At 37.9% G+C, this 25,038-nt stretch carries 24 protein-coding genes; all 24 read right to left on the reverse strand.

Going from position 1 to position 25,038, the window contains the following annotated elements; genetic code table 11:
* Nucleotides 1–24 precede the first annotated feature (24 nt).
* Nucleotides 25–1,329: an FADH(2)-oxidizing methylenetetrahydrofolate--tRNA-(uracil(54)-C(5))-methyltransferase TrmFO gene (gene trmFO / locus BPMYX0001_RS15995; protein ID WP_006095738.1), complete on the reverse strand. Its 1,305-nt coding sequence runs from the start codon at nt 1,327–1,329 to the stop codon at nt 25–27.
* Nucleotides 1,330–1,380: 51 nt separating this feature from the next.
* Nucleotides 1,381–3,459: a type I DNA topoisomerase gene (gene topA / locus BPMYX0001_RS16000; protein WP_018780929.1), complete on the reverse strand. Its 2,079-nt coding sequence runs from the start codon at nt 3,457–3,459 to the stop codon at nt 1,381–1,383.
* Nucleotides 3,460–3,603: 144 nt separating this feature from the next.
* Nucleotides 3,604–4,473: a DNA-processing protein DprA gene (gene dprA, locus BPMYX0001_RS16005; protein ID WP_018780928.1), complete on the reverse strand. Its 870-nt coding sequence runs from the start codon at nt 4,471–4,473 to the stop codon at nt 3,604–3,606.
* Nucleotides 4,474–4,563: 90 nt separating this feature from the next.
* Nucleotides 4,564–5,466 carry a succinate--CoA ligase subunit alpha gene (gene sucD, locus BPMYX0001_RS16010; protein ID WP_003199472.1) on the reverse strand — a complete coding sequence of 301 codons (903 nt, stop codon included), beginning with the start codon at nt 5,464–5,466 and terminating at the stop codon, nt 4,564–4,566.
* A 19-nt stretch (nt 5,467–5,485) separates the two neighbouring features.
* On the reverse strand, nt 5,486–6,646 hold the full coding sequence (gene sucC, locus BPMYX0001_RS16015) for an ADP-forming succinate--CoA ligase subunit beta (RefSeq protein ID WP_003199470.1): 1,161 nt from the start codon (nt 6,644–6,646) through the stop codon (nt 5,486–5,488).
* A gap of 193 nt (nt 6,647–6,839) precedes the next feature.
* Entirely contained in the window at nt 6,840–7,613 is a 774-nt protein-coding gene (locus tag BPMYX0001_RS16020) for a ribonuclease HII (RefSeq protein WP_018780927.1), read from the reverse strand.
* Nucleotides 7,614–7,669: 56 nt separating this feature from the next.
* Nucleotides 7,670–8,542, reverse strand: a complete 873-nt coding sequence (gene ylqF / locus BPMYX0001_RS16025) for a ribosome biogenesis GTPase YlqF (RefSeq protein ID WP_003199468.1) — start codon at nt 8,540–8,542, stop codon at nt 7,670–7,672.
* 21 nt (nt 8,543–8,563) lie between these two features.
* Entirely contained in the window at nt 8,564–9,115 is a 552-nt protein-coding gene (lepB, locus tag BPMYX0001_RS16030; protein ID WP_016115968.1) for a signal peptidase I, read from the reverse strand.
* Nucleotides 9,116–9,216: 101 nt separating this feature from the next.
* Nucleotides 9,217–9,561: a 50S ribosomal protein L19 gene (gene rplS / locus BPMYX0001_RS16035; RefSeq protein WP_001186516.1), complete on the reverse strand. Its 345-nt coding sequence runs from the start codon at nt 9,559–9,561 to the stop codon at nt 9,217–9,219.
* A 146-nt stretch (nt 9,562–9,707) separates the two neighbouring features.
* Complete coding sequence (gene trmD, locus BPMYX0001_RS16040) at nt 9,708–10,442, reverse strand: tRNA (guanosine(37)-N1)-methyltransferase TrmD (RefSeq protein WP_006095742.1); 735 nt, start codon at nt 10,440–10,442, stop codon at nt 9,708–9,710.
* Complete coding sequence (rimM, locus tag BPMYX0001_RS16045) at nt 10,442–10,957, reverse strand: ribosome maturation factor RimM (RefSeq protein ID WP_018764717.1); 516 nt, start codon at nt 10,955–10,957, stop codon at nt 10,442–10,444. The genes trmD and rimM overlap by 1 nt, the downstream gene beginning before the upstream one ends.
* Nucleotides 10,958–11,076: 119 nt before the next feature.
* Nucleotides 11,077–11,304, reverse strand: a complete 228-nt coding sequence (locus BPMYX0001_RS16050) for a KH domain-containing protein (RefSeq protein WP_016115971.1) — start codon at nt 11,302–11,304, stop codon at nt 11,077–11,079.
* A 14-nt stretch (nt 11,305–11,318) separates the two neighbouring features.
* Nucleotides 11,319–11,591 (reverse strand): 30S ribosomal protein S16, encoded by a 273-nt coding sequence (gene rpsP, locus BPMYX0001_RS16055; protein ID WP_000268750.1) that lies wholly within the window; start codon nt 11,589–11,591, stop codon nt 11,319–11,321.
* 101 nt (nt 11,592–11,692) lie between these two features.
* Complete coding sequence (gene ffh / locus BPMYX0001_RS16060; RefSeq protein ID WP_003199457.1) at nt 11,693–13,042, reverse strand: signal recognition particle protein; 1,350 nt, start codon at nt 13,040–13,042, stop codon at nt 11,693–11,695.
* Between the two features lie 12 nt (nt 13,043–13,054).
* Nucleotides 13,055–13,387: a putative DNA-binding protein gene (locus BPMYX0001_RS16065; protein ID WP_000891062.1), complete on the reverse strand. Its 333-nt coding sequence runs from the start codon at nt 13,385–13,387 to the stop codon at nt 13,055–13,057.
* A gap of 279 nt (nt 13,388–13,666) precedes the next feature.
* Nucleotides 13,667–14,656 (reverse strand): signal recognition particle-docking protein FtsY, encoded by a 990-nt coding sequence (ftsY, locus tag BPMYX0001_RS16070; protein ID WP_006095745.1) that lies wholly within the window; start codon nt 14,654–14,656, stop codon nt 13,667–13,669.
* Between the two features lie 14 nt (nt 14,657–14,670).
* Entirely contained in the window at nt 14,671–18,240 is a 3,570-nt protein-coding gene (smc, locus tag BPMYX0001_RS16075) for a chromosome segregation protein SMC (protein ID WP_006095746.1), read from the reverse strand.
* 148 nt (nt 18,241–18,388) lie between these two features.
* The gene (gene rncS, locus BPMYX0001_RS16080; RefSeq protein WP_003199450.1) at nt 18,389–19,126 is read right to left on the reverse strand and encodes a ribonuclease III; all 738 of its coding nucleotides are present in this window, start codon (nt 19,124–19,126) and stop codon (nt 18,389–18,391) included.
* Between the two features lie 59 nt (nt 19,127–19,185).
* Nucleotides 19,186–19,419: an acyl carrier protein gene (gene acpP, locus BPMYX0001_RS16085; protein ID WP_000786062.1), complete on the reverse strand. Its 234-nt coding sequence runs from the start codon at nt 19,417–19,419 to the stop codon at nt 19,186–19,188.
* 71 nt (nt 19,420–19,490) lie between these two features.
* Nucleotides 19,491–20,231, reverse strand: coding sequence for a 3-oxoacyl-[acyl-carrier-protein] reductase (gene fabG, locus BPMYX0001_RS16090; RefSeq protein WP_016115974.1), 741 nt, complete (start codon nt 20,229–20,231; stop codon nt 19,491–19,493).
* Complete coding sequence (gene fabD / locus BPMYX0001_RS16095) at nt 20,225–21,175, reverse strand: ACP S-malonyltransferase (RefSeq protein WP_003208176.1); 951 nt, start codon at nt 21,173–21,175, stop codon at nt 20,225–20,227. The genes fabG and fabD overlap by 7 nt, the downstream gene beginning before the upstream one ends.
* Before the next feature lie 14 nt (nt 21,176–21,189).
* Nucleotides 21,190–22,182, reverse strand: a complete 993-nt coding sequence (gene plsX, locus BPMYX0001_RS16100) for a phosphate acyltransferase PlsX (protein ID WP_018780923.1) — start codon at nt 22,180–22,182, stop codon at nt 21,190–21,192.
* The gene (gene fapR / locus BPMYX0001_RS16105; protein ID WP_003199443.1) at nt 22,179–22,772 is read right to left on the reverse strand and encodes a transcription factor FapR; all 594 of its coding nucleotides are present in this window, start codon (nt 22,770–22,772) and stop codon (nt 22,179–22,181) included. The genes plsX and fapR overlap by 4 nt, the downstream gene beginning before the upstream one ends.
* A gap of 92 nt (nt 22,773–22,864) precedes the next feature.
* Entirely contained in the window at nt 22,865–24,913 is a 2,049-nt protein-coding gene (gene recG, locus BPMYX0001_RS16110) for an ATP-dependent DNA helicase RecG (protein ID WP_018764722.1), read from the reverse strand.
* Between the last annotated feature and the right edge of the window lie 125 nt (nt 24,914–25,038).

Below are 25,038 nucleotides of genomic sequence, written 5' to 3' on the forward strand. Positions count from 1 at the left end.
CAGTAGCCTTTGCAAGAAATTTAACTAAATATTTACAAAATTTTGAATCGTCTCTAAAGCGCGTGTTGCGTATGCTTCATTTCGCTCTTGTTTCTTTTTAATTTTCTTTTCTAATGGCGCAAATAAACCAAAGTTTGCGTTCATCGGTTGGAAGTTTTTCGCATTAGTTGCAGTAATATAATTCGCCATACTGCCCATTGCTGTTACAGGAGGTAATACAACAGGCTCTTCTCCCTTTACAAGACGAGCTGCATTAATACCTGCTAACAGCCCTGAAGCAGCCGATTCTACATATCCTTCTACACCTGTCATTTGTCCAGCAAAGAATAAATCATCACGATGTTTATATTGGTATGTTGGACGAAGTAATCTTGGTGAATTAATAAACGTATTACGATGCATTACACCATAGCGTACAATTTCTGCATTTTCAAGTCCAGGAATCAATTGTAATACTTCTTTTTGAGGTCCCCACTTTAAATGTGTTTGGAACCCAACAATATTGTATAACGTTCCTGCTGCATCATCTTGACGTAATTGAACAACAGCATATGGCGTTTTACCTGTTTTCGGATCTTCCAGCCCCACTGGTTTCATCGGTCCAAATAACAATGTCTGTCTACCACGGCTTGCCATTACTTCTACAGGCATACAACCTTCAAAGAATACTTCTTTCTCAAATTCTTTTAATGGCACTGTCTCTGCAGCAATTAAAGCATCATAAAAACGATCGAACTCTTCTTCTGTCATTGGGCAGTTTAAATAAGCCGCTTCTCCCTTATCGTAACGAGATTTTAAATATACTTTGTTCATATCAATGCTTTCTTTTTCCACGATTGGTGCAGCTGCATCATAGAAATAAAAATAATCTTCACCCGTTAACTCTTTTAACTGTGCAGAAAGTTCTGGAGATGTGAGTGGACCTGTCGCAATAACAGTTGGTCCTTCTGGAATTTCTGTCATTTCTTCGTTCACCACAGTTACGTTTGGATGATTTTTCACATACTCCGTTACTTTTGCTGCAAATTCATGCCGATCAACCGCTAATGCTCCTCCTGCTGGCACAGAACACTCATCTGCCGCACGGATAATAACAGAGTCCATTTTGCGCATTTCTTCTTTAATGACCCCAACAGCATTTGTTAATGTATTTGCACGAAGTGAGTTACTGCATACTAACTCAGCAAATTTATCTGTGTGATGAGCCGGCGTTTGTCTTACTGGTCTCATTTCATATAATTTTACTTGAACACCACGTTTTGCAATTTGATAAGCTGCTTCACTTCCTGCAAGACCTGCGCCAATGACGTTTACTACTTGTGTTGTCATGTATTTATCACCTTTCCTTTTCTATCCCGAAAAAAATGTGAGCAGTTACGCTCACATTTGTTGTTCTTCTTCATAATCACAAGAAATACATTGTACTTGAACGCCTTTTTTCAGCTTCTTCTCTACGAGCATACCTTCACATTTCGGGCATTTCCGGCCAATCGGTTTATCCCAAGATACAAAGTCACATTCTGGATATGTGCCACATCCATAGAAAAGACGTTTCTTTTTATTACTTCGGCGTTCAATAATTTGTCCTTTATCACATTTCGGACAAGTTACACCGATTTCTTTCACAATCGGTTTTGTATTGCGACAATCAGGGAAATTAGAACAAGCCATAAACTTCCCGTATTTGCCCATTTTAAAGACCATTGGGTGACCGCATAATTCACAATCTTCCCCAGCAGGTTCATCTTTAATTTCGACTTCACGCATCTCCTTTTCCGCTTTTTCTAAGCGGGGTTCAAAGCCTACGTAGAAATCATCAACAATTTTCACCCAATTTGCTTTCCCCTCTTCTACTTCATCAAGGTTTTGCTCCATATTGGCCGTAAATTCAATGTTAATAATTTCTGGGAAAAACTCTAAAATAAGTTCAATTACAATTTCTCCAAGTTCAGTCGGAACAAAGCGTTTATTGTCTAATGCAACATATCCTCGCTTCTGAATCGTTTCAAGTGTTGGTACGTAAGTAGACGGTCTCCCGATTCCAAGCTCTTCAAGCATCCTAACTAAACGGGCCTCTGTATAACGTGGTGGGGGCTGCGTAAAGTGCTGCTTTGGATCCATATCTTTTGAAAATACAGTTTCTCCTATTTCTAAAGGAGGCAACATTTTATCTTTTTCTTCCGCACCATCATCTTTCGATTCTACGTAAACTTTCATAAACCCTGAAAATTTCACTACTGAGCCACTTGCACGGAATTGAACGTTATTATTAATGAGTCTAGCTGTAACAGTATCCATTACAGCAGATGCCATTTGACTTGCAACAAATCGCTCCCAAATCAATTTGTACAAACGATGTTGATCACGACTTAAGAAACTTTTTAGTTCCTCTGGCTTCCTCATTACCGAAGTTGGACGAATTGCTTCATGCGCATCTTGTGCATTCGCTTTTTTCGTTTCCTTCTTCTTCTCTGTCCCTATGTATTCTGAACCAAACGCCTCAGTAATATAAGAGCGAGCTTCCTCTTGAGCAGTTTCCGATATACGCGTTGAGTCTGTTCTCATATACGTAATAAGACCTACGGTTCCCTGTTTACCAATATCTATCCCTTCGTATAGCTGCTGCGCAAGCATCATTGTCTTCTTTGCTCGCATATTTAATTTACGTGCAGCTTCTTGTTGTAAAGAAGACGTTGTAAATGGTAATGCAGGATTACGTTTCCGCTCTTTTTTCGTTACATTTTCAACTGAAAACGCATTGTTTTTCATTGTTTCAATTATGTCTTTTACTTGCGCTTCATTTGTTAATTGAACCTTTTCTCCATTCACACCATAAAAAGATGCTTCAAATGTGTCTTTTCCTTTGACAAATTCTGTTTTAATTGTCCAGAACTCTTCCGGAATAAAACTTTGAATTTCTTTTTCACGATCAATAATTAAGCGAACCGCTACAGATTGTACACGTCCTGCACTTAATCCCTTTTTGACTTTCTTCCATAATAAAGGACTAATATTATAACCAACAAGGCGATCAAGTATCCGTCTTGCTTGCTGTGCATCTACTAAATCCATATTAATTGCACGAGGATGCTTAAATGACTCTTTAATCGCATCTTTTGTAATTTCATTAAATACAACCCGGCAATCTGATTCAACATCCACATTTAGCGTATTCGCTAAATGCCAAGCGATCGCTTCTCCTTCGCGGTCTGGATCGGCCGCGAGATAGACTTTTTTTGCTTTTTTTGCTGCTGATTTTAAATCTTTTAAAACAGGACCTTTACCACGGATGGTAATATACTTCGGGGTGAAATTATTTTTTACTTCTATCCCCATTTGACTTTTAGGCAAATCGCGAACATGTCCCATAGACGCGACGACTTTGTATTTTTTCCCTAAATATTTCTCAATGGTTTTCGCCTTAGAAGGCGACTCCACGATTACGAGGTAATCTGACATGCTAGTGCCTCCTTAAGAGGTGGATTCAAGTCTTCATTAATCTTATTGATTTCTCTTGTTTTTGTCAATCAAGAATGAGTATAACATACAGTGCCACTCTACCATTTGTCAATAATTGTTTAATAAAAACATAAAAATATACGGTTAATTTAAAAATTCCTCGAGAATATCCTCTGCTTTTTGAACAAGTTTCGCCCCTTGCTTTATAAGTTGATTTGTTCCTGCTGCACTTTCTGTAAAAATAGGACCTGGAAGAGCAAACACCTCCCTATTTTGTTCTAAAGCGAGATCTGCAGTAATAAGCGAGCCACTTTTCGATTTCGCTTCCACTACTAGAACCCCTTTACAAAGACCACTGATAATTCGATTTCGCTTTGGGAAATACCATTTTCTAGGCGCGTAATGTGGCGGATATTCTGTTAATAACAGTACAGTATTCTTCCATATTTTATAAAAGTAGCAATTCTCTTTTGGATACATATACTGTAATCCATGCCCTAAGACAGCAATAGTAGGGCTATGTTGTTGCACTGCGATTTGGTGAGCAATAGTATCAATTCCATTTGCAAAACCACTTACAATTAGCCATTCTTTGTCTATTAGCGGTTGTAAAATAGATTGTATGCTTTCCTTCCCGTATAAAGAAGGTTTTCTTGTTCCAACTACTGCAAATTTATTTATTTCTCCTAATAATTCTCTCTTTCCCTTTCCATATAAAATGAAAGGCGGATCTGATATTTCACGTAATAATTCTGGATAATCATCATCCCATATTGTGACATAAAAAATATGCTTTTCTTCTAAATGATGTATACATTGTGCCGGGGTAGATGTTTGTAAGAAGCTAACTAATTCAGCAGATTTTTTCGGAGTCAGCCCAGCATACTTTTCAAATTCCACTGAACTAAATTTATACAGTTTCTTTATCTCTGGATCTATATGCAATAAGCGAGTTAACGCTTTCCAATGATCCGCTAACACATAATGAAGATGGAGCAATCGTTCCCTTTTCATGATCATTCTCCTTACCCATAATTTTTATTATGTAAACAGGAAAAAGTGTAAAAAGACACCCTCTAGCACGAAGGTGTCTTTCAAAAAAGATTAATAGTTTTTACAAGTTTCAAATAATCCTTTTTCTTTTAAAACAGCGATTAAAGTTTCGCCCATAACAGCTGGTGTTTCAGCAACTTTAATACCACAAGCTTCCATTGTTTTGATTTTTTCAGCAGCTGTACCTTTACCGCCAGAAATAATCGCACCAGCATGGCCCATACGTTTTCCTGCAGGCGCTGTTTGACCACCGATAAATCCAACAACAGGTTTTGTCATATTTGCTTTTACCCACTCAGCAGCTTCTTCTTCTGCTGTTCCACCGATTTCACCAATCATAATAACAGCATGTGTTTCTTCGTCCTCATTAAACGCTTTTAACGCATCAATAAAGTCTGTACCATTGACAGGGTCGCCACCGATACCTACAGCAGTAGATTGACCAATGCCTTCTTGTGTTAATTGATGTACAGCTTCGTATGTTAATGTACCAGATCGAGATACAATACCTACATGACCTTTTTTATGAATATATCCTGGCATAATACCAATCTTACATTCATCTGGTGTAATAACACCTGGGCAGTTTGGTCCAAGTAAACGCGTCTGTTTACCTGCCATATACTTCTTAACTTTAACCATATCTAATACAGGGATTCCTTCTGTAATACATACTACTAAGTCAATCTCTGCATCAACCGCTTCCATAATCGCATCAGCCGCAAAAGCGGGTGGAACGTACACAACTGAAGCATTTGCGCCCGTTGCTTTTACAGCATCTTCTACCGTATCAAAGACAGGTACACCTTCAATTTCAGTGCCACCTTTACCAGGTGTTACACCACCGACAATTTTCGTACCATATTCAATCATTTGTTTTGTATGGAATAAACCTTGTGAACCAGTAATACCTTGTACAATAACTTTTGTATCTTTATTAACTAATACGCTCATTTTTCTCCCCCGCTTTCTATTAGCCCACTAGTGAAACAATTTTTTGTGCACCGTCTGCCATAGATTCTGCTGCAACAATATTTAAACCAGATTCATTTAAAATTTTCTTACCTAGCTCAACATTTGTACCTTCAAGACGAACAACAAGTGGTAATTCAAGGCCTACTTGTTTTGTCGCTTCAATAACACCTTCTGCAATAACATCACATTTCATAATGCCACCAAAAATGTTAACGAAAATACCTTTTACATTTTTGTCAGAAAGAATAATTTTGAAAGCTTCTGTAACTTTTTCAGCTGTAGCACCGCCACCAACATCTAAAAAGTTAGCTGGATCGCCATGGTAATGTTTAATGATATCCATTGTTGCCATTGCTAATCCTGCACCATTTACCATACAACCAATATTTCCATCTAAAGGAATATAGTTTAAGTCGTATTTAGAAGCTTCAATTTCTTTCGGATCTTCTTCTTCAAGATCACGAAGTTCTAGAATGTCTTTATGACGATATAATGCATTAGAATCAAAGTTTAATTTTGCATCTAATGCCATAACTTTTCCATCACCTGTTGTAACAAGTGGGTTGATTTCTGCAATAGAGCAATCTTTTTCGATATAAGCACGATATAAGCCCATCATAAACTTCACAGCTTGTCCTACAAGCTCTTTTGGAATATTGATGTTAAATGCAATGCGGCGTGCTTGGAAACCTTGCAGACCTACTGCTGGATCAATATATTCTTTAAAGATTTTTTCTGGTGTTTTTTCTGCTACTTCTTCAATTTCTGTTCCGCCTTCTTCAGACGCCATTAAAACAACTTGAGAAGTCGCACGGTCTAAAACTAAACCAACATAATATTCTTTTTTAATATCGCAACCTTCTTCGATAAGTAAGCGTTTTACTTCCTTACCTTCAGGACCTGTTTGATGCGTAACAAGCGTAGTACCTAAAATACTTTCCGCATATGTACGAACTTCATCTAAATTTTTCGCAACTTTTACTCCGCCAGCTTTGCCGCGTCCACCAGCGTGAATTTGTGCTTTCACTACACATACATCTGTTCCTAATTCTTTCGCTGCTTCTACAGCTTCTTCTACTGTAAATGCAACCTTCCCGTTCGGAACGCTAACCCCATAGCTTCTAAGGACTGCTTTACCTTGGTACTCATGGATATTCATGGTCCCATCCTCCCCTGTTTTCCTGTTTTACTCAAAAAGTTTTTTAATGTTTAAAAAACACTACATTGCCATTGTATAAAATGATTGGCACGCTGTCTACAATAAAGTGTCAGAAAACTGAAATCGCTTTATTCTTTTTTGAAAATAGTAATGTTTATATACCAAAATAAAAAAATAAGCTGTGAGTCACAGCTTATTTTTGAATCATATCCTTAATCGGCGCAAATGTTTTTCTATGCTCTTCTAATACTCCATACATTTCAATCGCTTGTAAATGTTGTTTCGTTCCATAGCCCATATGTTGCTCAAATCCATATGCTGGATATTCTTTCCCAAGTTCTTTCATCATGCGATCTCTCGTTACTTTCGCAATAATAGACGCAGCTGAAATAGAAATACTTTTTGCATCACCTTTAATAATAGATGTTTGCGGAATTGGTGTAGGAAGCTTCATTGCATCAATTAATAAATGCTCTGGTGTACATGCTAAATTCGCAATTGCATCTAACATTGCTCGCTTCGTCGCTTGATAAATATTTATTTCATCAATAACTTGCGGAGATACAATTCCAACCCCAATCGCGATTGCCTGTTCTTTAATTTCATCATAAAAACGCTCACGTTTCGCTTCACTTAGTTTTTTAGAGTCATTTAACCCTGGGATATAGAAATCTTTTGGAAGGACGACAGCAGCCGTAACAACGGGCCCAGCTAGCGGCCCCCTTCCCACTTCATCGATACCAGCAATATATGTGAGCCCTTTTTCACGTAATGCTTTTTCATATTTTGACATCTCTAAAAACTTTTCTTTTTCCTTTTGCGCTAACTCTTTTTGTTTATACCATTTTAAAATGAGCTTTTGAACGCCTTTCCGCTCATCCTTCAATAACACTTGAAATCTTTCATCTTCTTCATTCTTAATTTCTTGCAATACACATTCTGCCTCTTGAATTGTGATTTTTTGCATCAATGTACACTCCCTTTTAAAAATAACCAAAAAGAAAAGACGCACAAACGCACGTCTTATACTTCTTCTACTTCCTCTGCAAATTCTTCCGGTGTTTCAAATGTCATTTTTCCAAGTTTACCACCGCGAAGCTCGCGAAGAATAAGCTCAGATGTTTTATCATAATCAATCATTCCGCCGCCCATTAAGCAACCTCTATTTCTTCCAATCACATCAAAGAATTCTACAATGTCTTCTGGAATTTCACTTATTTTATAACGTTCTTGTATACGTTCTGGATAATGCTTTTCCATAAAACGAAGTGCATATACTGCTACATCCTGTAAATTTAAAATAGAATCTTTAATTGCACCCGTTGTCGCAAGGCGAAGTCCAACTAATTCATCTTCAAATTTAGGCCATAAAATACCTGGTGTATCCAGTAGTTCCATTTCCTTACCAACCTTAATCCATTGTTGGGCTGTTGTAACACCTGGACGATCGCCTGTTTTTGCAATATTTTTCTTTGCTAATTTATTAATCAATGTAGATTTACCGACATTGGGAATACCTACAATTAAAGCGCGAATTGCTCTTGGACGAATGCCTTTTGCAACCATTTTGTCAAATTTTTCTTTTACAAGCACTTTACATGCAGCTGCAATTTCTTTCATACCTTGTCCAGCCTGCGCATTAATTGAAATTGCTTTATGCCCTTTTTCCTCAAAATAGGCGATCCATTGCTTAGTTAAGCGATCATCTGCCATATCCGCTTTATTTAAAACAACAAGCCTCGGCTTATGTGTAATAATTTCATCAATCATCGGGTTTCGAGAAGATAAAGGTAATCGAGCATCTACAAGTTCGATTACAACATCAATTAACTTTAATTTCTCTGTTACTTGGCGCCTAGCTTTTGCCATATGCCCTGGGAACCATTGAATTACCATGTTGCCACCTTCTTTTTTCGTTTATTTCACAATACGTGCGTCTTTTAATGGCCAATATAACATATTCGCTTCTCCAATTACTTGGTCCATCGAAATCGTTCCAATAGTACGACTATCTTTACTAAAACGACGATTGTCACCTAGTACAAATAATTGACCTTTTGGAACTGTTTTCTTACCTGTAATTTCTTCAAGCTTGAAATCATATGTAAGTGGTCCATCAGCAAGTTGTTTTTTCTGCTTGTCTAAATACGGTTCCTCATAAGGTTTTCCGTTAATATAGAGTTTATCATTTCGATACTCAATTTCATCGCCTGGCAAGCCGATAACACGTTTAATATAATCTTTTTCTTCTGTTGCTTGGAATACGATTATGTCAAAACGTTTCGGTTCACCAATGTGATAGCCGATCTTATTGACAATCATTCGATCACGATCATGTAGCGTCGGTGACATTGATACACCATCCACAAGGATTGGAGCAAAGAAAAATTGTCTAATAACACCCGCTAACACAATAGCAATCAAAATTGCTTTTATCCATTCCCAAAGTGAACTCTTCTCTTTTTTCATGTATTTCCCCTCCACGGTTATGTAAGCTGTTCGTATTATATCAAAATTTCATATAGATTGGAAAAAGGGAGCTTGTGCATTTACAAGCTCCCATACATGTCTTATCGAATTTCTTTGATACGCGCTTTTTTACCGCGAAGGTTACGTAAGTAGTATAACTTAGCACGACGTACTTTACCACGGCGAAGTACTTCGATTTTCGCGATTCTTGGCGTGTGAACTGGGAATGTACGCTCAACACCTACACCGTAAGAAATCTTACGCACTGTGAATGTTTCACTGATTCCGCCACCACGACGTTTAATTACAACACCTTCAAAAAGCTGAATTCTCTCACGAGTACCCTCAACTACTTTTACGTGTACACGTAAAGTGTCACCAGGACGGAATGAAGGTAGGTCAGTTTTTAATTGGCCTTTTGTAATTTCTGCGATTAATTGTTGCATATTCAATTCTCTCCTTTAAACGGATGCTCTTATAAAGTCTTAATAAATTACAGCGGAACATCGTTAATACGGCTACTGTTTTCAGTAACACAAATGTTATAATATCATATTGCTAGGCCTGTTGCAATAGAAAATATATGAAGTTTTTATTGCTCTTTTTTAATTTGTTCAAGCCATTTTTCTTCTTGCTTCGATAATCGACGTTCTTCAAGTAAATCCGGTCGACGTGTATACGTACGGCGCAGGGATTCTTTATGACGCCATTCATCAATATTTTTATGATTCCCTGACGTAAGTACATCCGGTACCTTCATGCCACGGAAATCAGCTGGACGTGTATAGTGCGGATGCTCTAACAAACCAGTACTAAAAGAATCTTCCACCTGAGAAGCATAATTTCCAAGTACTCCTGGCAAAAGACGTACAACACTATCGGTAACAACCATAGAGGCTAATTCTCCGCCCGTTAATACGTAATCACCAATAGAAATCTCATCTGTTACAAGATGTTCACGAATTCGTTCATCATATCCTTCATAATGACCACATACAAAAATAACATGCTCTTCTCCAGCAAGCTCTTCTGCCTTTTTCTGCGTGAAACGCTCTCCTTGTGGACACATTAAGACCACCCTTGGTTTACGGTCAGTTTCCTTCGTTAACTCTTCCACCGCATCAAAGATAGGCTGTGGGGTTAATACCATCCCCGCGCCCCCACCGTACGGATAATCATCTACACTGTTATGCTTACTTGTTGTATAATCACGAAAATTTACAACCCTAAGCTCCACTGCCTCTTTTTCTTGCGCTTTTTTTAAAATCGAAGATCCAAAAACACCGGTGAACATCTCTGGAAATAATGTTAAAATATCGATTTTCATTATAGCAATCCTTCCATTACATGAATGGTTACTAATTTATTTTCAATGTTAACTTGAAGTACAACATCATCAATGTAAGGGATTAAAAGATCTTGACCTTTCGGGCGTTTGATCACCCAAACATCATTCGCACCAGGAGATAGAATCTCTTTTATCGTACCTAAATCCTCTCCCTCTTCTGTTACAACTTTACAGCCAATAATTTCATGGTAATAGTACTCACCTTCAGCAAGTTCACCTAACTGCTCTTCTGGTACTTTGATTGAAGAACCTTTTAGCTTCTCTACTTCATCTACATTGTTATACCCTTCAAATGTCAATAAATCAAATGTTTTGTGTTGGCGATGAGAAGCGACCTTTACCGAAAGTGGTTCCGTCCCTTTATCATGCCATATGTATAATGTATTCCCTACTTTATATCGTTCTTCAGGAAAATCGGTACGAGAAATAACTCGAATTTCCCCTCTAACACCATGAGTATTTACAATTTTACCTACGTTAAACCATTTTGTCATAAACAGCATGTCACCCCTGTTTTCTATATAAGTTAAGCATTTCCATTCCATATATGGAACATGCAATTTCTTTAAAAATGTTAAAAAAGGGAGAGGAAAAATCCTCGCCCTTTTAACGTTTATTGAATTTCCAGTGTGACTTTCTCATCATTGTGATGTCCCACTGAATACAAGAGCATCCGAATTGCTTTCGCAACTCGCCCCTGCTTTCCAATGACTTTTCCAACATCCTCAGGATGCACAGTCAATCGATACTTTATCTCTCCGTTGCAAAGTTCCTGTGAAACTTTTACATCTTCAGGATGATCTACAAGAGGTTTGACAATTGTTTCGATCAACTTTTTCATTGTCATTGCCTCAATTACTTACCTTGTTTAGATAAGTGGAATTTCTCCATGATACCTTGGTTAGAGAAAAGATTGCGAACTGTATCAGATGGTTTCGCACCATTTCCTAACCATTTTAATGCTGCTTCTTCGTTGATTTTCACTTCAGCTGGTTGAGCAACCGGATTGTAAGTACCGATTTCCTCAATGAAACGTCCGTCACGAGGAGAACGAGAATCTGCAACAACTACACGATAGAAAGGAGTTTTTTTAGCTCCCATACGTTTTAAACGAATTTTAACTGCCATTTATAAAGCACCTCCGAATTTATTTCACACAGATAATTATATTAGCAAAAAGACTATTGCTTTGTAAAGTATTTTTTCTTAACAGAGCCATCTTTTTTTCCTTACATAAATGGAAACTTCAATCCACCTAGTCCTTTTTTCTTACCTTTTTGCATGCCTGTCATCGTCTTCATCATTTTTTTCATATCTTCAAACTGCTTCAGTAGACGATTAATTTCTTGTACTGTTGTACCACTACCTTTGGCAATGCGTTTTTTACGACTAGCATTGATAATTTCCGGATGTTCTCGCTCTACTTTTGTCATAGAACGAATAATTGCCTCAATATGCCCAATTTGTTTTTCATCAACTTGTGCATTTTTCAGCCCTTTAATTTTATTTGCACCAGGAAGCATTCCTAGCAATTCATCAAGTGGTCCAAGTTGACGCACTTGTCCAAGTTGCTCTAGGAAATCGTCTAGCGTAAACGAAAGCGTACGCATTTTTTGCTCAAGTTCTTTTGCTTTTTCCTCATCAACTGTAGCTTGCGCTTTTTCAATTAATGTTAAAACGTCACCCATCCCTAAAATACGGGATGCCATGCGTTCTGGATGGAACGCTTCAATCGCATCTAGCTTTTCACCCATACCAGCAAATTTAATTGGTGTGTTTGTTACTGCTTTAATAGATAGTGCTGCACCACCGCGCGTATCACCGTCTAATTTCGTTAAAACAACACCTGTTAAACCTAACTGTTCATGGAAACTTTGTGCAACATTTACCGCATCTTGTCCTGTCATCGCATCGACAACAAGGAAGATTTCATCCGGTTTCGCAACTTCTTTCACTTTCGCTAATTCATCCATTAGTTCTTCATCAATATGCAGGCGACCCGCTGTATCGATTAAAACATAATCATGATGATCTTCTTTTGCTTTCGCAATCGCTTGTTTTGCAATTTCAACAGGACTTACTTGATCTCCTAATGAGAAAACAGGCATGTCCAATTGCTTCCCTAATGTTTCAAGCTGTTTAATCGCTGCAGGACGGTAAATATCGGCTGCAACAAGCATCGGTTTACGATTATGCTTTTTACGAAGCAAATTCGCAAGTTTACCTGTTGTCGTTGTTTTACCTGCACCTTGCAGACCAACCATCATAATAACAGTTGGCGGCTTATTAGCGACAGCAATTTTACTTTGCTCTCCGCCCATAAGTTCTGTAAGTTCTTCCTGTACAACTTTAATTACTTGTTGGCCAGGTGTCAAACTCTTCATTACATCTTGTCCGACAGCACGCTCAGACACACGCTTTACAAAATCTTTTACTACTTTAAAGTTAACATCCGCTTCTAAAAGAGCAAGACGAACTTCTCTCATCATTTCTTTTACATCGGCTTCAGAAACTTTTCCTTTGCCGCGGATTTTTTGCATCGTCTGTTGAAGTCGGTCGGCTAATCCTTCAAATGCCATATTGCCGCCCTCCTAATCTAATTTTTCGATAGCTTCAACAACTTGTTTCATTTCTTCATTCACATGCTCTTCTTCGCTGATTAGCTGTTTTAGCTTTGCAACAAGTCGCTGTCGCTCTTGAAACTTTTGAAGTAATACTAATTTCTCTTCATATTCTTCAAGCATCGCTTCAGTCCGTTTAATGTTATCATACACGGCTTGGCGACTTACATCAAATTCTTCCGCAATTTCACCAAGAGATAAATCATCTAAATAATAAAGCGACATATAACTTCTTTGTTTTTGCGTTAACAACGATTGATAAAAATCAAATAAATAATTCATTCTCGTTGTTTTTTCGAGCATGTTGGATCATCCTTTGTTAAGTGATTTCCCTTTACATGAATTAGTTTACATGGAGTATAAAAGAGTGTCAAGTTTTTTTCTTAACATGATATATTTTTTATAAAAAAGAAGCGGTTTTTCCGCTTCTTTCACTGCCCCCGCTATTTGGGGGCAGTAAGACCTCCACCTTAAGATTCAAAAAGAAGTGAAGAAGATAGGTGGAGGATAACCACCCATAAATACCCGATTGGTGAGGGCTAACCATCCATGGAAAATGCCTCCACGGATGGAAGTTTCACTTTATACTTCTTCTTTTTCTACTAAGTTTGCAAATAAACCATACACATATTGTTCTGGATCAAATTGCTGTAAGTCGTCCATTTGTTCTCCAAGTCCAACAAATTTCACTGGTACGTCCATCTCATTACGAATCGCTAATACGATACCACCTTTAGCAGTCCCGTCTAATTTCGTTAGAACAATACCTGTAACATTCGTTGCTTCGCGGAATGTTTTCGCTTGACTTAAACCATTTTGACCTGTCGTTGCATCAATAACAAGCAATACTTCATGAGGAGCACCTGGAACTTCGCGTTCAATGACACGTTTCACCTTTTCTAACTCCTTCATTAAATTCACTTTATTTTGCAAGCGACCTGCTGTATCACATAGCAAGATATCTACTTTACGCGCTTTTGCAGCTTGAACAGCATCATACATAACCGCTGCCGGGTCAGAACCAGATCCTTGTTTAATAACTTCCACACCAACTCGGTCGCCCCATACTTCTAGCTGTTCGATTGCTCCTGCACGGAACGTATCCCCTGCTGCTAATAAGACAGACTTACCTTCGGATTTAAACTTATGAGCCATTTTACCAATTGTTGTCGTTTTCCCAACACCATTAACACCAACAAATAAAATAACCGTTAATTGATCTTGTTGTATGTTAAGTTCATTACTGAAGTCTTCTTCACCTTTGTAAATCCCTACTAGTTTTTCCGAAATAACAGCTTGCACTTCTCTCGGATCTTGAATATTGCGGCGTTGTACTTCTTCCTTCAACTGATCGATAAGTTCCATTACTGTTGCAACACCAACATCTGCACCAATTAAAATTTCCTCTAATTCCTCAAAGAAATCCTCATCGACTTTACGATAGCGATACACTAAATCATTTACTTTATCCGCAAATGAATTTCTCGTTTTTTCTAACCCTTGCTTAAATTTCTCTGTTACAGTATCTGTTTGTTTCGAAATCTTTTCTTTTAATTTTTTAAAGAAGCTCATTCTTCTCATCCTTCCTATTTGCTTGCAACAAGCTCTTCTCCGTCATCTAAACGAACGGAAACAAGCTTAGAAACACCTGATTCTTGCATTGTTACCCCGTACAGTACATCTGATTCTTCCATCGTACCTTTTCGATGTGTAATAACAATAAACTGCGTTTCATCACTAAACTTTTTCAAATACTGCGCAAAACGAGCTACATTCGCTTCATCAAGCGCCGCTTCAACCTCATCTAGTACACAGAACGGAACAGGTCTTACTTTTAAAATACCAAATAGCAGTGCAATTGCAGTTAAAGCACGCTCCCCACCTGAAAGTAAACCTAAATTTTGCAGTTTCTTACCCGGTGGCTGCGCAACAATATCAATGCCTGTATTTAATAAATCTTGCGGATTTGTCATCACTAAGTCTGCTCTTCCTCCGCCAAATAGTTCACAAAAGACAGTCTGGAATTCTGTACGAATTGCCTGGAATGTAGTAGAGAAGCGTTTTTTCATCTCTTCATCCATTTCCATAATAACTTGGTGCAATGTCGCTTTCGCTTCTTCTAAGTCATCTCGCTGCTCTAACAAGAACGTATGTCGTTCTGCTACGCGTTCATACTCTTCAATTGCCCCTAAGTTTACTGTTCCGAGCTCCTCGATTGATAGTTTGATTAATTTCACCTTTTTACGCGCATCTTCTGCAGGCATTATCATTGTATACTTCAGTTTTGCTGCTTCAAATGAAATCGTATACGTTTCGCGTAAATGTTGCAATCTATTTTCTAATTCAACATCAAGGCGATTGATTTTCACTTCTTGATCTTTTAAAACCTCGAGAACATATTTATGGCGCCCTTTCGTATCTTTCACTTCACGCTCTATATGTTCTACCCGTTCTTGAAGGCTCAGGCGTTGCTCACGACGGGAACTAATTAATTCCGATGTTTGATTTCGATCATGTGCTTTCTTTTCAATCATATTCGTAATTTGCTCTTCACCGCTTGAATTCGATGTCATTTCTTGCTTTAAGAATGCTAAATCTTCTTTTGTTTTTACAAGCGTTCGCTGCGTTTCCTCTTGTTCTTTCGTCAAACGATCTACTTTCTCTTTTTGATTAGACAAACGTTGCTGCTTTTCTGCTGCTTGTACTTTCAGCTCCGTCATCTCCGCCTGAACTTTTTCTTTCGAAGAATGCTGGTCACTTTTTTGCTTCGTTAAAGCAACAATTTTTTCATCAAGCTCTGTGATATCTTTTTGAAGCTCTACTAAAATTCTATCCAGCTCTTGTTTTCGCCCTTGCATTTTCACTTGATCTTGTAAAAATCCTTCTATTTCCAAATCATAAATAGATAAACGATCATTAATACGATGCTCTTCTAGCTCAAGCTGATTAATTTCTTCTTTTAATTTTTGTTCATCTACACGCTCTTGTTCTGCATCGTGACGTAATTCTTTTATCTTAACTTCTTTTTCTTGAATTTCTTGTTTTAACGCTTTAACAAAGTTTTCTAACTTAGAAGTTTTTTCTTCCATTTCAGTAAGCTTCTTGCTCCACTCTTCTAATTCACGTTGTCGCCCTAGTAGAGAAGATTTCGCTTGTTTTACAGCCCCACCAGTCATAGAACCGCCAGGATTTACAACATCTCCTTCAATCGTTACAATACGGTAGCGATATTGTAATTGCTTCGCTAACTCATTCGCACCTCTTAAATCTTTTGCAACGACGACCGTTCCTAATAAATTTGAAACTATATTTTCATATTTATTATTGTAATGCACGAGTTCTGCTGCCACACCTATAAACGCTGAATGTTGCTTTATCATACGTAGCTGTTCAAATGATAACGATCTTCCCTTAATAACTGCCTGTGGTAAAAACGTCGCACGTCCATGGCGATTTTGTTTCAAAAAGGCAATTGCCTCGCGAGCATGCTCTTCTGTTTGTACAACAACGTGTTGCATTGCTGCACCAAGTGCAATCTCCATAGCAACTTCATATGCCTTCGGTACAGTAAGTAGTTCAGCGACCGCACCTTCAATGCCATGTAGTTTACTTTCACGGGCCTTTAATACTTCACGTACACCTTGATAAAACCCAGAATAGTCTTCTTGCATCTCTTCCAGCATTTCTTTTCGAGAGCGAGCTTGTTGAACAAATTGATATGCTTGATACAATTTTGTTTCATTTTCACTATATTGTGCCTTGCATTTTCCAAGCGCCGCTTCTGTTTTTTGTATATTGGTAATAACGCTTGTCACTTTCTCTTTTACTTCTTCATAACTCTCTACAAATTTTTCCTTTTTAGCTGTAATTTGCATACGCATTTGTACATACTTTTCATTTTCTTCATCAAGGCGTTGATTTTTAGAATTTTGTTGTTTGAATTGTTCCTCAAGCATAGATAATTCATTACGATTACTTGCTTGTTGATTTAAAAGTTCAATATAATCTCCTTTTAAATGCTCAATTTGCTCTTCTAGGTTTTCTGCATATGTAGAAAGAAGTTTCTCATTTTCGTGTAGCTTTTGTTCTAATGCTTTTACCTGATTTGCAAATTTCATTAGTTCTTCTGTACTGGTTTCAATTTCCACATCATAAATCTTGGCTTTTTCTGTTAACTCAATAATTAACTGTTCAAGCTGTGTGCAGTGCGTTGTTGCATTTTGCTTTCGTTCCTTTAGCAATTCACGCTGCCCTTCTAATTTTTCTAACTCTTTACTAGAAAGAAGGAGAACTTCTTGCAAGGAATCTACAGATTCATCAATCGCTTGCAATTGTCCGCGTAATTCTTCGAGCTCTGCTTCATTTTTTTGTAAATGCGTTGACATTTTTACTTCTTCATCTTTATTGTGTCCAAACTGCTTTCTAAGCGCTTCCCATTTTTCATGTAATTCTTCAATTTCATATACAATGAGAGCTGCTTCTACTTTTTCTAGTTCTTCTTTTTTCTCAAGATAGTCTTTCGCAATAGAAGCTTGTCTTTCAAGCGGCTCTACTTGAGTGCTTAATTCGTGAATAATATCTTGCACACGATTTAAGTTTTCTTGTGTTTCTGCTAATTTTCCTTCAGCTTTCTTTTTGCGAAGCTTATATTTTAATACGCCTGCTGCTTCTTCAAATACACCACGACGCTCTTCAGATTTACTGCTTAAAATTTCTTCTACTTTTCCTTGGCTAATGATTGAGAAAGCTTCTCGTCCCATACCAGAATCCATAAATAAATCAACAATATCTTTTAATCGACAAGATTGTTTGTTAATAAAAAAGTCACTATCTCCCAAGCGAGAAACGCGGCGCGTAACACTCACCTCATTATACTCAATAGGTAAACGCTGATCTTCATTATTTAAGGTTAATGTTACCTCTGCAACATTAACTGCTCTTCGCGTATCACTTCCCGCAAAAATAATATCCTCCATTTTTGCACCGCGTAATGATTTTGCAGATTGTTCACCAAGTACCCAGCGAATCGCGTCAGTAATATTACTCTTTCCGCTTCCATTAGGACCAACTACAGAGGTTACACCTGGAACAAAATCAACAGATACACGCTCCGCAAAGGATTTAAATCCTACTATTTCTAATCTCTTTAAAAACACGAAAGGCCTTCCCCCTATTCTCCGTTTTTATAGTCTCTGCCTATAAAAACAAACTACTGTACGGATTCATATTTGTCTTTTCATATCCAAATAAAAATAAAGTTTCATTCTATGCATAAGGAATCCCCCTCATGTAAAGGGGGATTCCTTATGATTGTTCTTTTAACTTTTTCAACGCCTCTGAAGCAGCTTGTTGCTCTGCTTCTTTTTTCGACTTACCGCTACCAAGACCTAGAGCCACGCCATTTAATGTAACACGTGACACAAACTCTCGATTGTGAGCAGGTCCTTTTTCTTGCAAAATTTGATATTCAATATTACCGCTACCATCACGCTGAATTAATTCTTGTAGTTGACTCTTATAATCCATCACATGAGAAAAAGCACCTTCATTAATTTTTGGATATACAATTTCTTTTAAGAATTCCCAAACTGTCTCCAACCCTTGATCAAGATAAAGGGCACCAATAAACGCTTCAAAGACATCCGCTAATAAAGCTGGTCGTTCACGTCCACCTGTCATTTCTTCACCTTTTCCTAGTAAAACAAGGTTACCAAATGACAATTCATTCGCAAAGCGGACAAGAGATGGTTCACATACAACAGCTGCACGCAACTTTGTTAGCTCTCCTTCGCTCATTGTCGGATATTTTTGAAACAAATACTGTGATACAGTTAATTCTAATACAGCGTCTCCAAGAAATTCTAGACGTTCATTGTCTTCATGTGGCTTTTTTCGATGCTCATTCACATACGATGAATGCGTAAATGCTTGAATTAATAATTTTTCATCTGTAAACGTAATACCTATTTTTTGTTGAAACATTTTAAAAGCTTCACGATATTTTGTTTCATATTTTTTTTCTCTATATTTTCGGTACGGCATAGGTCCCTCCAGATATAAGCCGAGAAAGCCCCGCTATAAAACGGGACTTCACTCAAACATTATAGATGACTCTCTATGTAAGTCACAGCATCGCCAACAGTAGCAATTTTTTCTGCATCTTCATCAGAAATTTCCATTTCAAACTCATCTTCCAATTGCATTACAAGTTCAACTACATCTAGGGAGTCTGCACCTAAATCTTCTTTAAAGCTTGCAGCTGGTACTACTTCTGTTTCTTCTACTCCTAAACGATCCACGATAATTTTCGTTACACGCTCTAAAACATCTGCCATAATTCATTCACCTCCCCTCAAATATTATATTAAATATTTCACAAAAAAACTAGGTGAAATCGTTTCTTTTATTACATTACCATACCACCATCAACATGTAATGTTTGTCCTGTAATATATTTGCTGTGATCAGCAGCAAAAAATGTTACAGCATTCGCAATATCTTGCGCTTCTCCAAACTTAGCAGCAGGGATTAATTTTAACATTTCCTCTTTTACGTTTTCGCCTAATACATCTGTCATATCAGTAGCAATAAACCCTGGAGCAATTGCATTTACTGTTATATTTCGGCTAGCCAATTCTTTTGCGGAAGTCTTTGTCAATCCAATTACCCCAGCTTTTGCTGCAACGTAATTTGCTTGACCGGGATTCCCTGTAACACCGACAACAGAAGCAATATTAATAATACGACCATGACGCTGACGCATCATGTAACGAGATACTGCTTTCGTACATAAGAATACACCTTTTAAGTTTGTATCAATAACTGTATCCCATTCTTCTTCTTTCATACGCATTAATAAATTATCTCTTGTTACCCCTGCATTATTCACAAGAATATCAACTCGTCCAAATGTATCCACAGTGTGTTTTACCAGGTTTGTAACTTCTTCAACATTAGCAACGTCTGCTCTCACTGCGATTGCTTCTGAACCAAGTTTTTTTATTTCATCAACTACTTCATTTGCTTTTTGCTCATTACCAGCATAGTTAACTACAACTGTTGCCCCTTGCTTCGCTAAATCAATTGCAATTGCGCGGCCAATTCCACGTGATGCACCTGTTACTAATGCAACTTTCCCTTTTAACATCCGCTTTCTCCTCTCAAACTTGAAATGGTATCTTTCAATGTCTCTTCATCATATATCGCATATACCTTTGCAGATGGAGCAATTGATTTCATAAGACCAGCAAGAACTTTCCCGGGACCAATTTCAATAAATGTATCTACACCTTGTTCTACCATCTGTTCAATAGATGGGTACCATAAAACAGGTGAATAGAGCTGTTCAATTAGCTTTTCTTGAATATCTTCACTGCGATTAACGCAATTAGCCGTAACGTTTGCAACAACTGGAATGTTTGCATCTTGAATTGTAATTTCATTTAAAACATTTTGAAACTTCTCAGCTGCTGGTTTCATTAATGAAGAATGGAACGGACCGCTCACACGAAGCGGAATTGCTCGTTTTGCACCATTTTCTTTCACTTTTTGAGAAGCGAGTTCTACTCCTCGTTTCGTTCCAGAGATAACGATTTGCTTCGTACTATTCATATTAGCAATTTGCACAGCATGACCTTCACTCGTTACTTCTTCTGTAACTTGTTTCAGAACATCTGGATCTGCCCCTAAAATAGCGGCCATTGCACCTTCTCCGCTTGGCACAGCTTCTTCCATATATTCACCACGTTTTCTTACAGCGTAAACAGCATCTTCAAATGTTAATGCTCCCGCTGCAACAAGCGCGCTATACTCACCTAAGCTATGGCCAGCAACATAATCAGGCGTAATATCATATTGTTTCAAAGCTGTTAAGATTGCAATACTTGTCGTTAATAGTGCTGGTTGCGCATTTGTCGTTAATGTTAGCTTCTCCTGAGGTCCTTCAAAAATTAATGATGAAAGAGACTCCTGTAAAACTTCATCCGCTTTTTGAAATATTTTTGCAACCTCTTTATTATTCCCTGCTAATTGCTGTCCCATTCCAACCGCCTGTGAACCTTGGCCCGGAAAAAGAAATGCTAGTTTTCCCATTTCAAACCCTCCTCTTATTGAAGCGGCTCTTTCTCCATTACACTTGAAATTGTAGGAATGACTTCTTTCGCTACCATTTCTCTCGTTTGACGAATCGCACTAAAAATCGATTGATCATTAGAAGATCCATGAGCCTTAATGACAGGAGCTTTTAATCCAAACAATGCTGCTCCGCCATACTCCGAATAATCCATTTTATCTTTTAATATCATCAGCTTCGGTTTTAATACTGCCGCTGCTAATTTACTTGTGAACGAACTCATTAATTGTTCTTTTAACATAGAAAATAATGCTAGTGCAGTTCCTTCTAATGATTTTAATGCTACGTTTCCAGTAAAACCATCGCATACAACTACATCTGCCACACCTTGTAATAGGTCTCTTGACTCAACGTTTCCAACAAAATTAATTGGCGCATCTTTTAGCATAGCGAATACTTGTTTTGAAAGTTCGTTTCCTTTGCCATCTTCTGTCCCGACATTCAAAAGACCAACACGCGGATTGTTAATTCCTCTTACTTTCTCAGCGTAAATAGAACCCATTACCGCATATTGATATAAATGAATTGGCTTCGCGTCAACATTTGCTCCAACGTCTAACATAACAAAACCTTTCCCATCAATTGTTGGCATTGTAGGAGATAACGCTGGACGTTCAATCCCTTCCATACGTCCTACCACAAACAATCCAGCTGCCATTAAAGCCCCTGTGTTACCTGCTGATATACAAGCATTGGCTACACCTTCTTTTACTTGCTGCGCTGCAAGTACCATTGAAGCTTGCTTTTTCCGACGAACAGCTCTTACTGGTTCATCTGTCCCTTCAATCTTTTCATCTGTATGAAGTACAGTAATACGCTCTTCGCTTGTTAAATACTGACGAATCTCCTCTTCTTTTCCTACCAAAGTAATATGTAAATCTGAATATTCCTTAATAGCTTTCATTGCTCCTAATACAGCTGCTTTTGGAGCGTGATCGCCACCCATTGCATCTATTGCGATTTTCATAAATTGTTACCTTCCTCACTATAATTACTAGATCGATACATTTCAAAAGTGCCTGTAAAAACAAGTTCTTCGCCAACAAAGCTATGCACTTTGACAACCGTCCGTCCTTTATCATTCTCCACATCTTCAACGCGGGCTTTTGCAACAACACGTTCTCCTAATTTTACAGGACGAATATATCGAATGGTAGACTTTGCAGTTAAAGCTAATTCTTCATCAATAACTGCAACAGCTAGTGAGTTCGCTTGAGCAAACAAATGGTGCCCACGCGCAATTTGATTTCTTTTAAATACATGCTCCATCTTCACTTCAAAAATAGAAATTGCATGTCTATCTAATTCTATATCAATAATTTCTCCAACTACCTCTTCTAACGGTAAAGATTTTACATCTTCTTCATGCTGTTTCGTTGCCACATGTTTAATTCGCTCTCTTAACTCAGGAATCGATAATTCCATTCGATCAAGGCGAACAGTTTGTATACTTACTTGAAACTGCTCTGCTAACTCTTCATCCGTTATGAAAGGATTCGTTTCTATTGTTTGTTGTAATAATACTTGTCTTTCTTTCTTACTTTTTCTTTTTTTCATACCGCACCATCCGTTTTTTTATGACTAGGTACTAACAGTAGTATATAATCATTAAAAGTAGAATGCAACAAAAAAATTTGCACATTCCATTTTTAATCGAGCTTTTCTCCTTGAAACACACCTGCTCCTTCAAGATATACGCGTAATGCAGCATACTGCTCGTTGTGCCAAAACGCTTCAGAATCAACCAGCACGGCCGCATCTTGTCTCGCCGTTTCCAACGCTCGATAATCATGTACCATATCAGCTACCTTAAACTCTGGTAGACCACTTTGTTTACTTCCAAAGAAATCTCCAGGACCACGTAACTCTAAATCTTTTTCCGACAATACAAATCCATCATTTGTTTCTGTCATAATGCGCATGCGTTCTTTCCCAGTTTCCGATTTCGGATCTGCGATTAACAAACAATACGACTGCTCACTCCCACGGCCAACACGACCTCGAAGCTGATGCAATTGCGATAAACCAAAGCGCTCCGCATCATAAATTACCATAACCGTTGCATTTGGCACGTTGACACCAACCTCAACTACAGTTGTTGAAACAAGAATTTGCACTTTATTTTCACTAAATTTCTCCATTACATCTTCTTTTTCTTGAGAAGATAAACGTCCGTGCATTAATCCAACCTGAAACTTTCCTTGATAGTGATGCATCAGCATACTATGCAAATCAATTGCATTTTGCACATCAAGCTTCTCAGATTCTTCAATAAGCGGACAAATTACATAAGCTTGTCTCCCCTTATTCACTTCCTTTTCCACGAAACCAAGGACACGTTCTAACATATCATGTTTTGCCCAATACGTTTCAATCACTTTACGCCCAGCAGGCATTTCATCAATAATAGAAACATCCATCTCTCCAAAAGCAGTAATCGCCAATGTACGAGGAATCGGTGTTGCTGTCATAAACAACACATCTGGACTTTCACCTTTCTCTCGTAAAACGCGGCGCTGCGCTACACCAAAACGGTGTTGTTCGTCAGTAATAACAAGTCCAAGTCTATGGAAAATGACCTCATCCTGAATTAAAGCATGTGTCCCAACAAGAATATCTATTTCTCCTTGTTCAAGTTTCGCTAAAACTTCACGACGACGTGCCCCCTTAACTGAACTCGTTAACAATTCCACATTCATATTAAAATGCGAGAACGTCTCTGCTAGCGATTGATAATGTTGCTCAGCTAAAATTTCTGTAGGGACCATTAACGCACCTTGATAATGTGCAAGTTTCGCTGCATAAAGAGCAATTGCAGCTACAACTGTTTTTCCTGATCCAACATCCCCTTGTAATAACCGATTCATCCGGTACGGAGACTGCATATCTTTTATAATCTCAGAAACAACGCGACGCTGTGCGCCAGTAAGCGGGAACGGAAGTGCATCAGTGAACTCTTCTAATTCTTTCATTGAAATATCTTTTTTCGTCCCCTTCGAACTCTCTCTTTCCATTTTACGCAACGCTTGCATTTTGAGCTGGAATAAGAAAAATTCTTCATATACAAATCGACGACGTGCTTGTTTTAAATCTTCTTGACCAACTGGAAAATGGAGCGCTCGAAGCGCTTCATAACGCGGTAATAATTTATAACGCCCTAACAAACCATCTGGCAACATTTCTTCTATAGAGGAACCATACTCTTTTAAAGCTTGTGCAATAAAACGTCGCATTTGTTTTACTGTTAATTTTCCTTTTACTGAATACACAGGTTCCACTTCTTGCTGACGTACGACTGGACCAAAGTGAAGCTCGGATATAGAAATCGTTTGACGATGCTGATCCCATTTACCAGTAATCGTCACCGTTTCATCAAGCTTTAACTTTTGCTTATAATACGGTCTATTAAAACATACAGCCGTAATTAAATAACGGCCAACAAGTACGCGAACAGTAAGACGCGATTTCTTTTTCCCGTAATATTGTAATAAAGGAGCACTATGCACCTTTCCTTCCACTGTTACACGCTCTTCATGTTTCACTTCTGCCAAATCTTTCATCGCGTAGTCTTCATAACGGTACGGAAAATGCTCTAATAGATGGGAAACTGTATAAATCCCCATCTCATGTAATAATTCAGATGTCTCTTCCCCGATTCCTTTTACATCCGTAACAGGAACTTGCACAACTTCACTCAAGATTTTCACGCTCCGTCACATCATTTTCTTATTTTTACTCGCGTATATACTTCATGCATATATGGATATACAATTCCATATAACTTATACATTTACTATCCTAACTTGTAATCGTTCTCTTCTGC

Source organism: Bacillus pseudomycoides DSM 12442, from assembly GCF_000161455.1.
In the GTDB taxonomy this organism is placed as follows: Bacteria; Bacillota; Bacilli; order Bacillales; family Bacillaceae_G; genus Bacillus_A; species Bacillus_A pseudomycoides.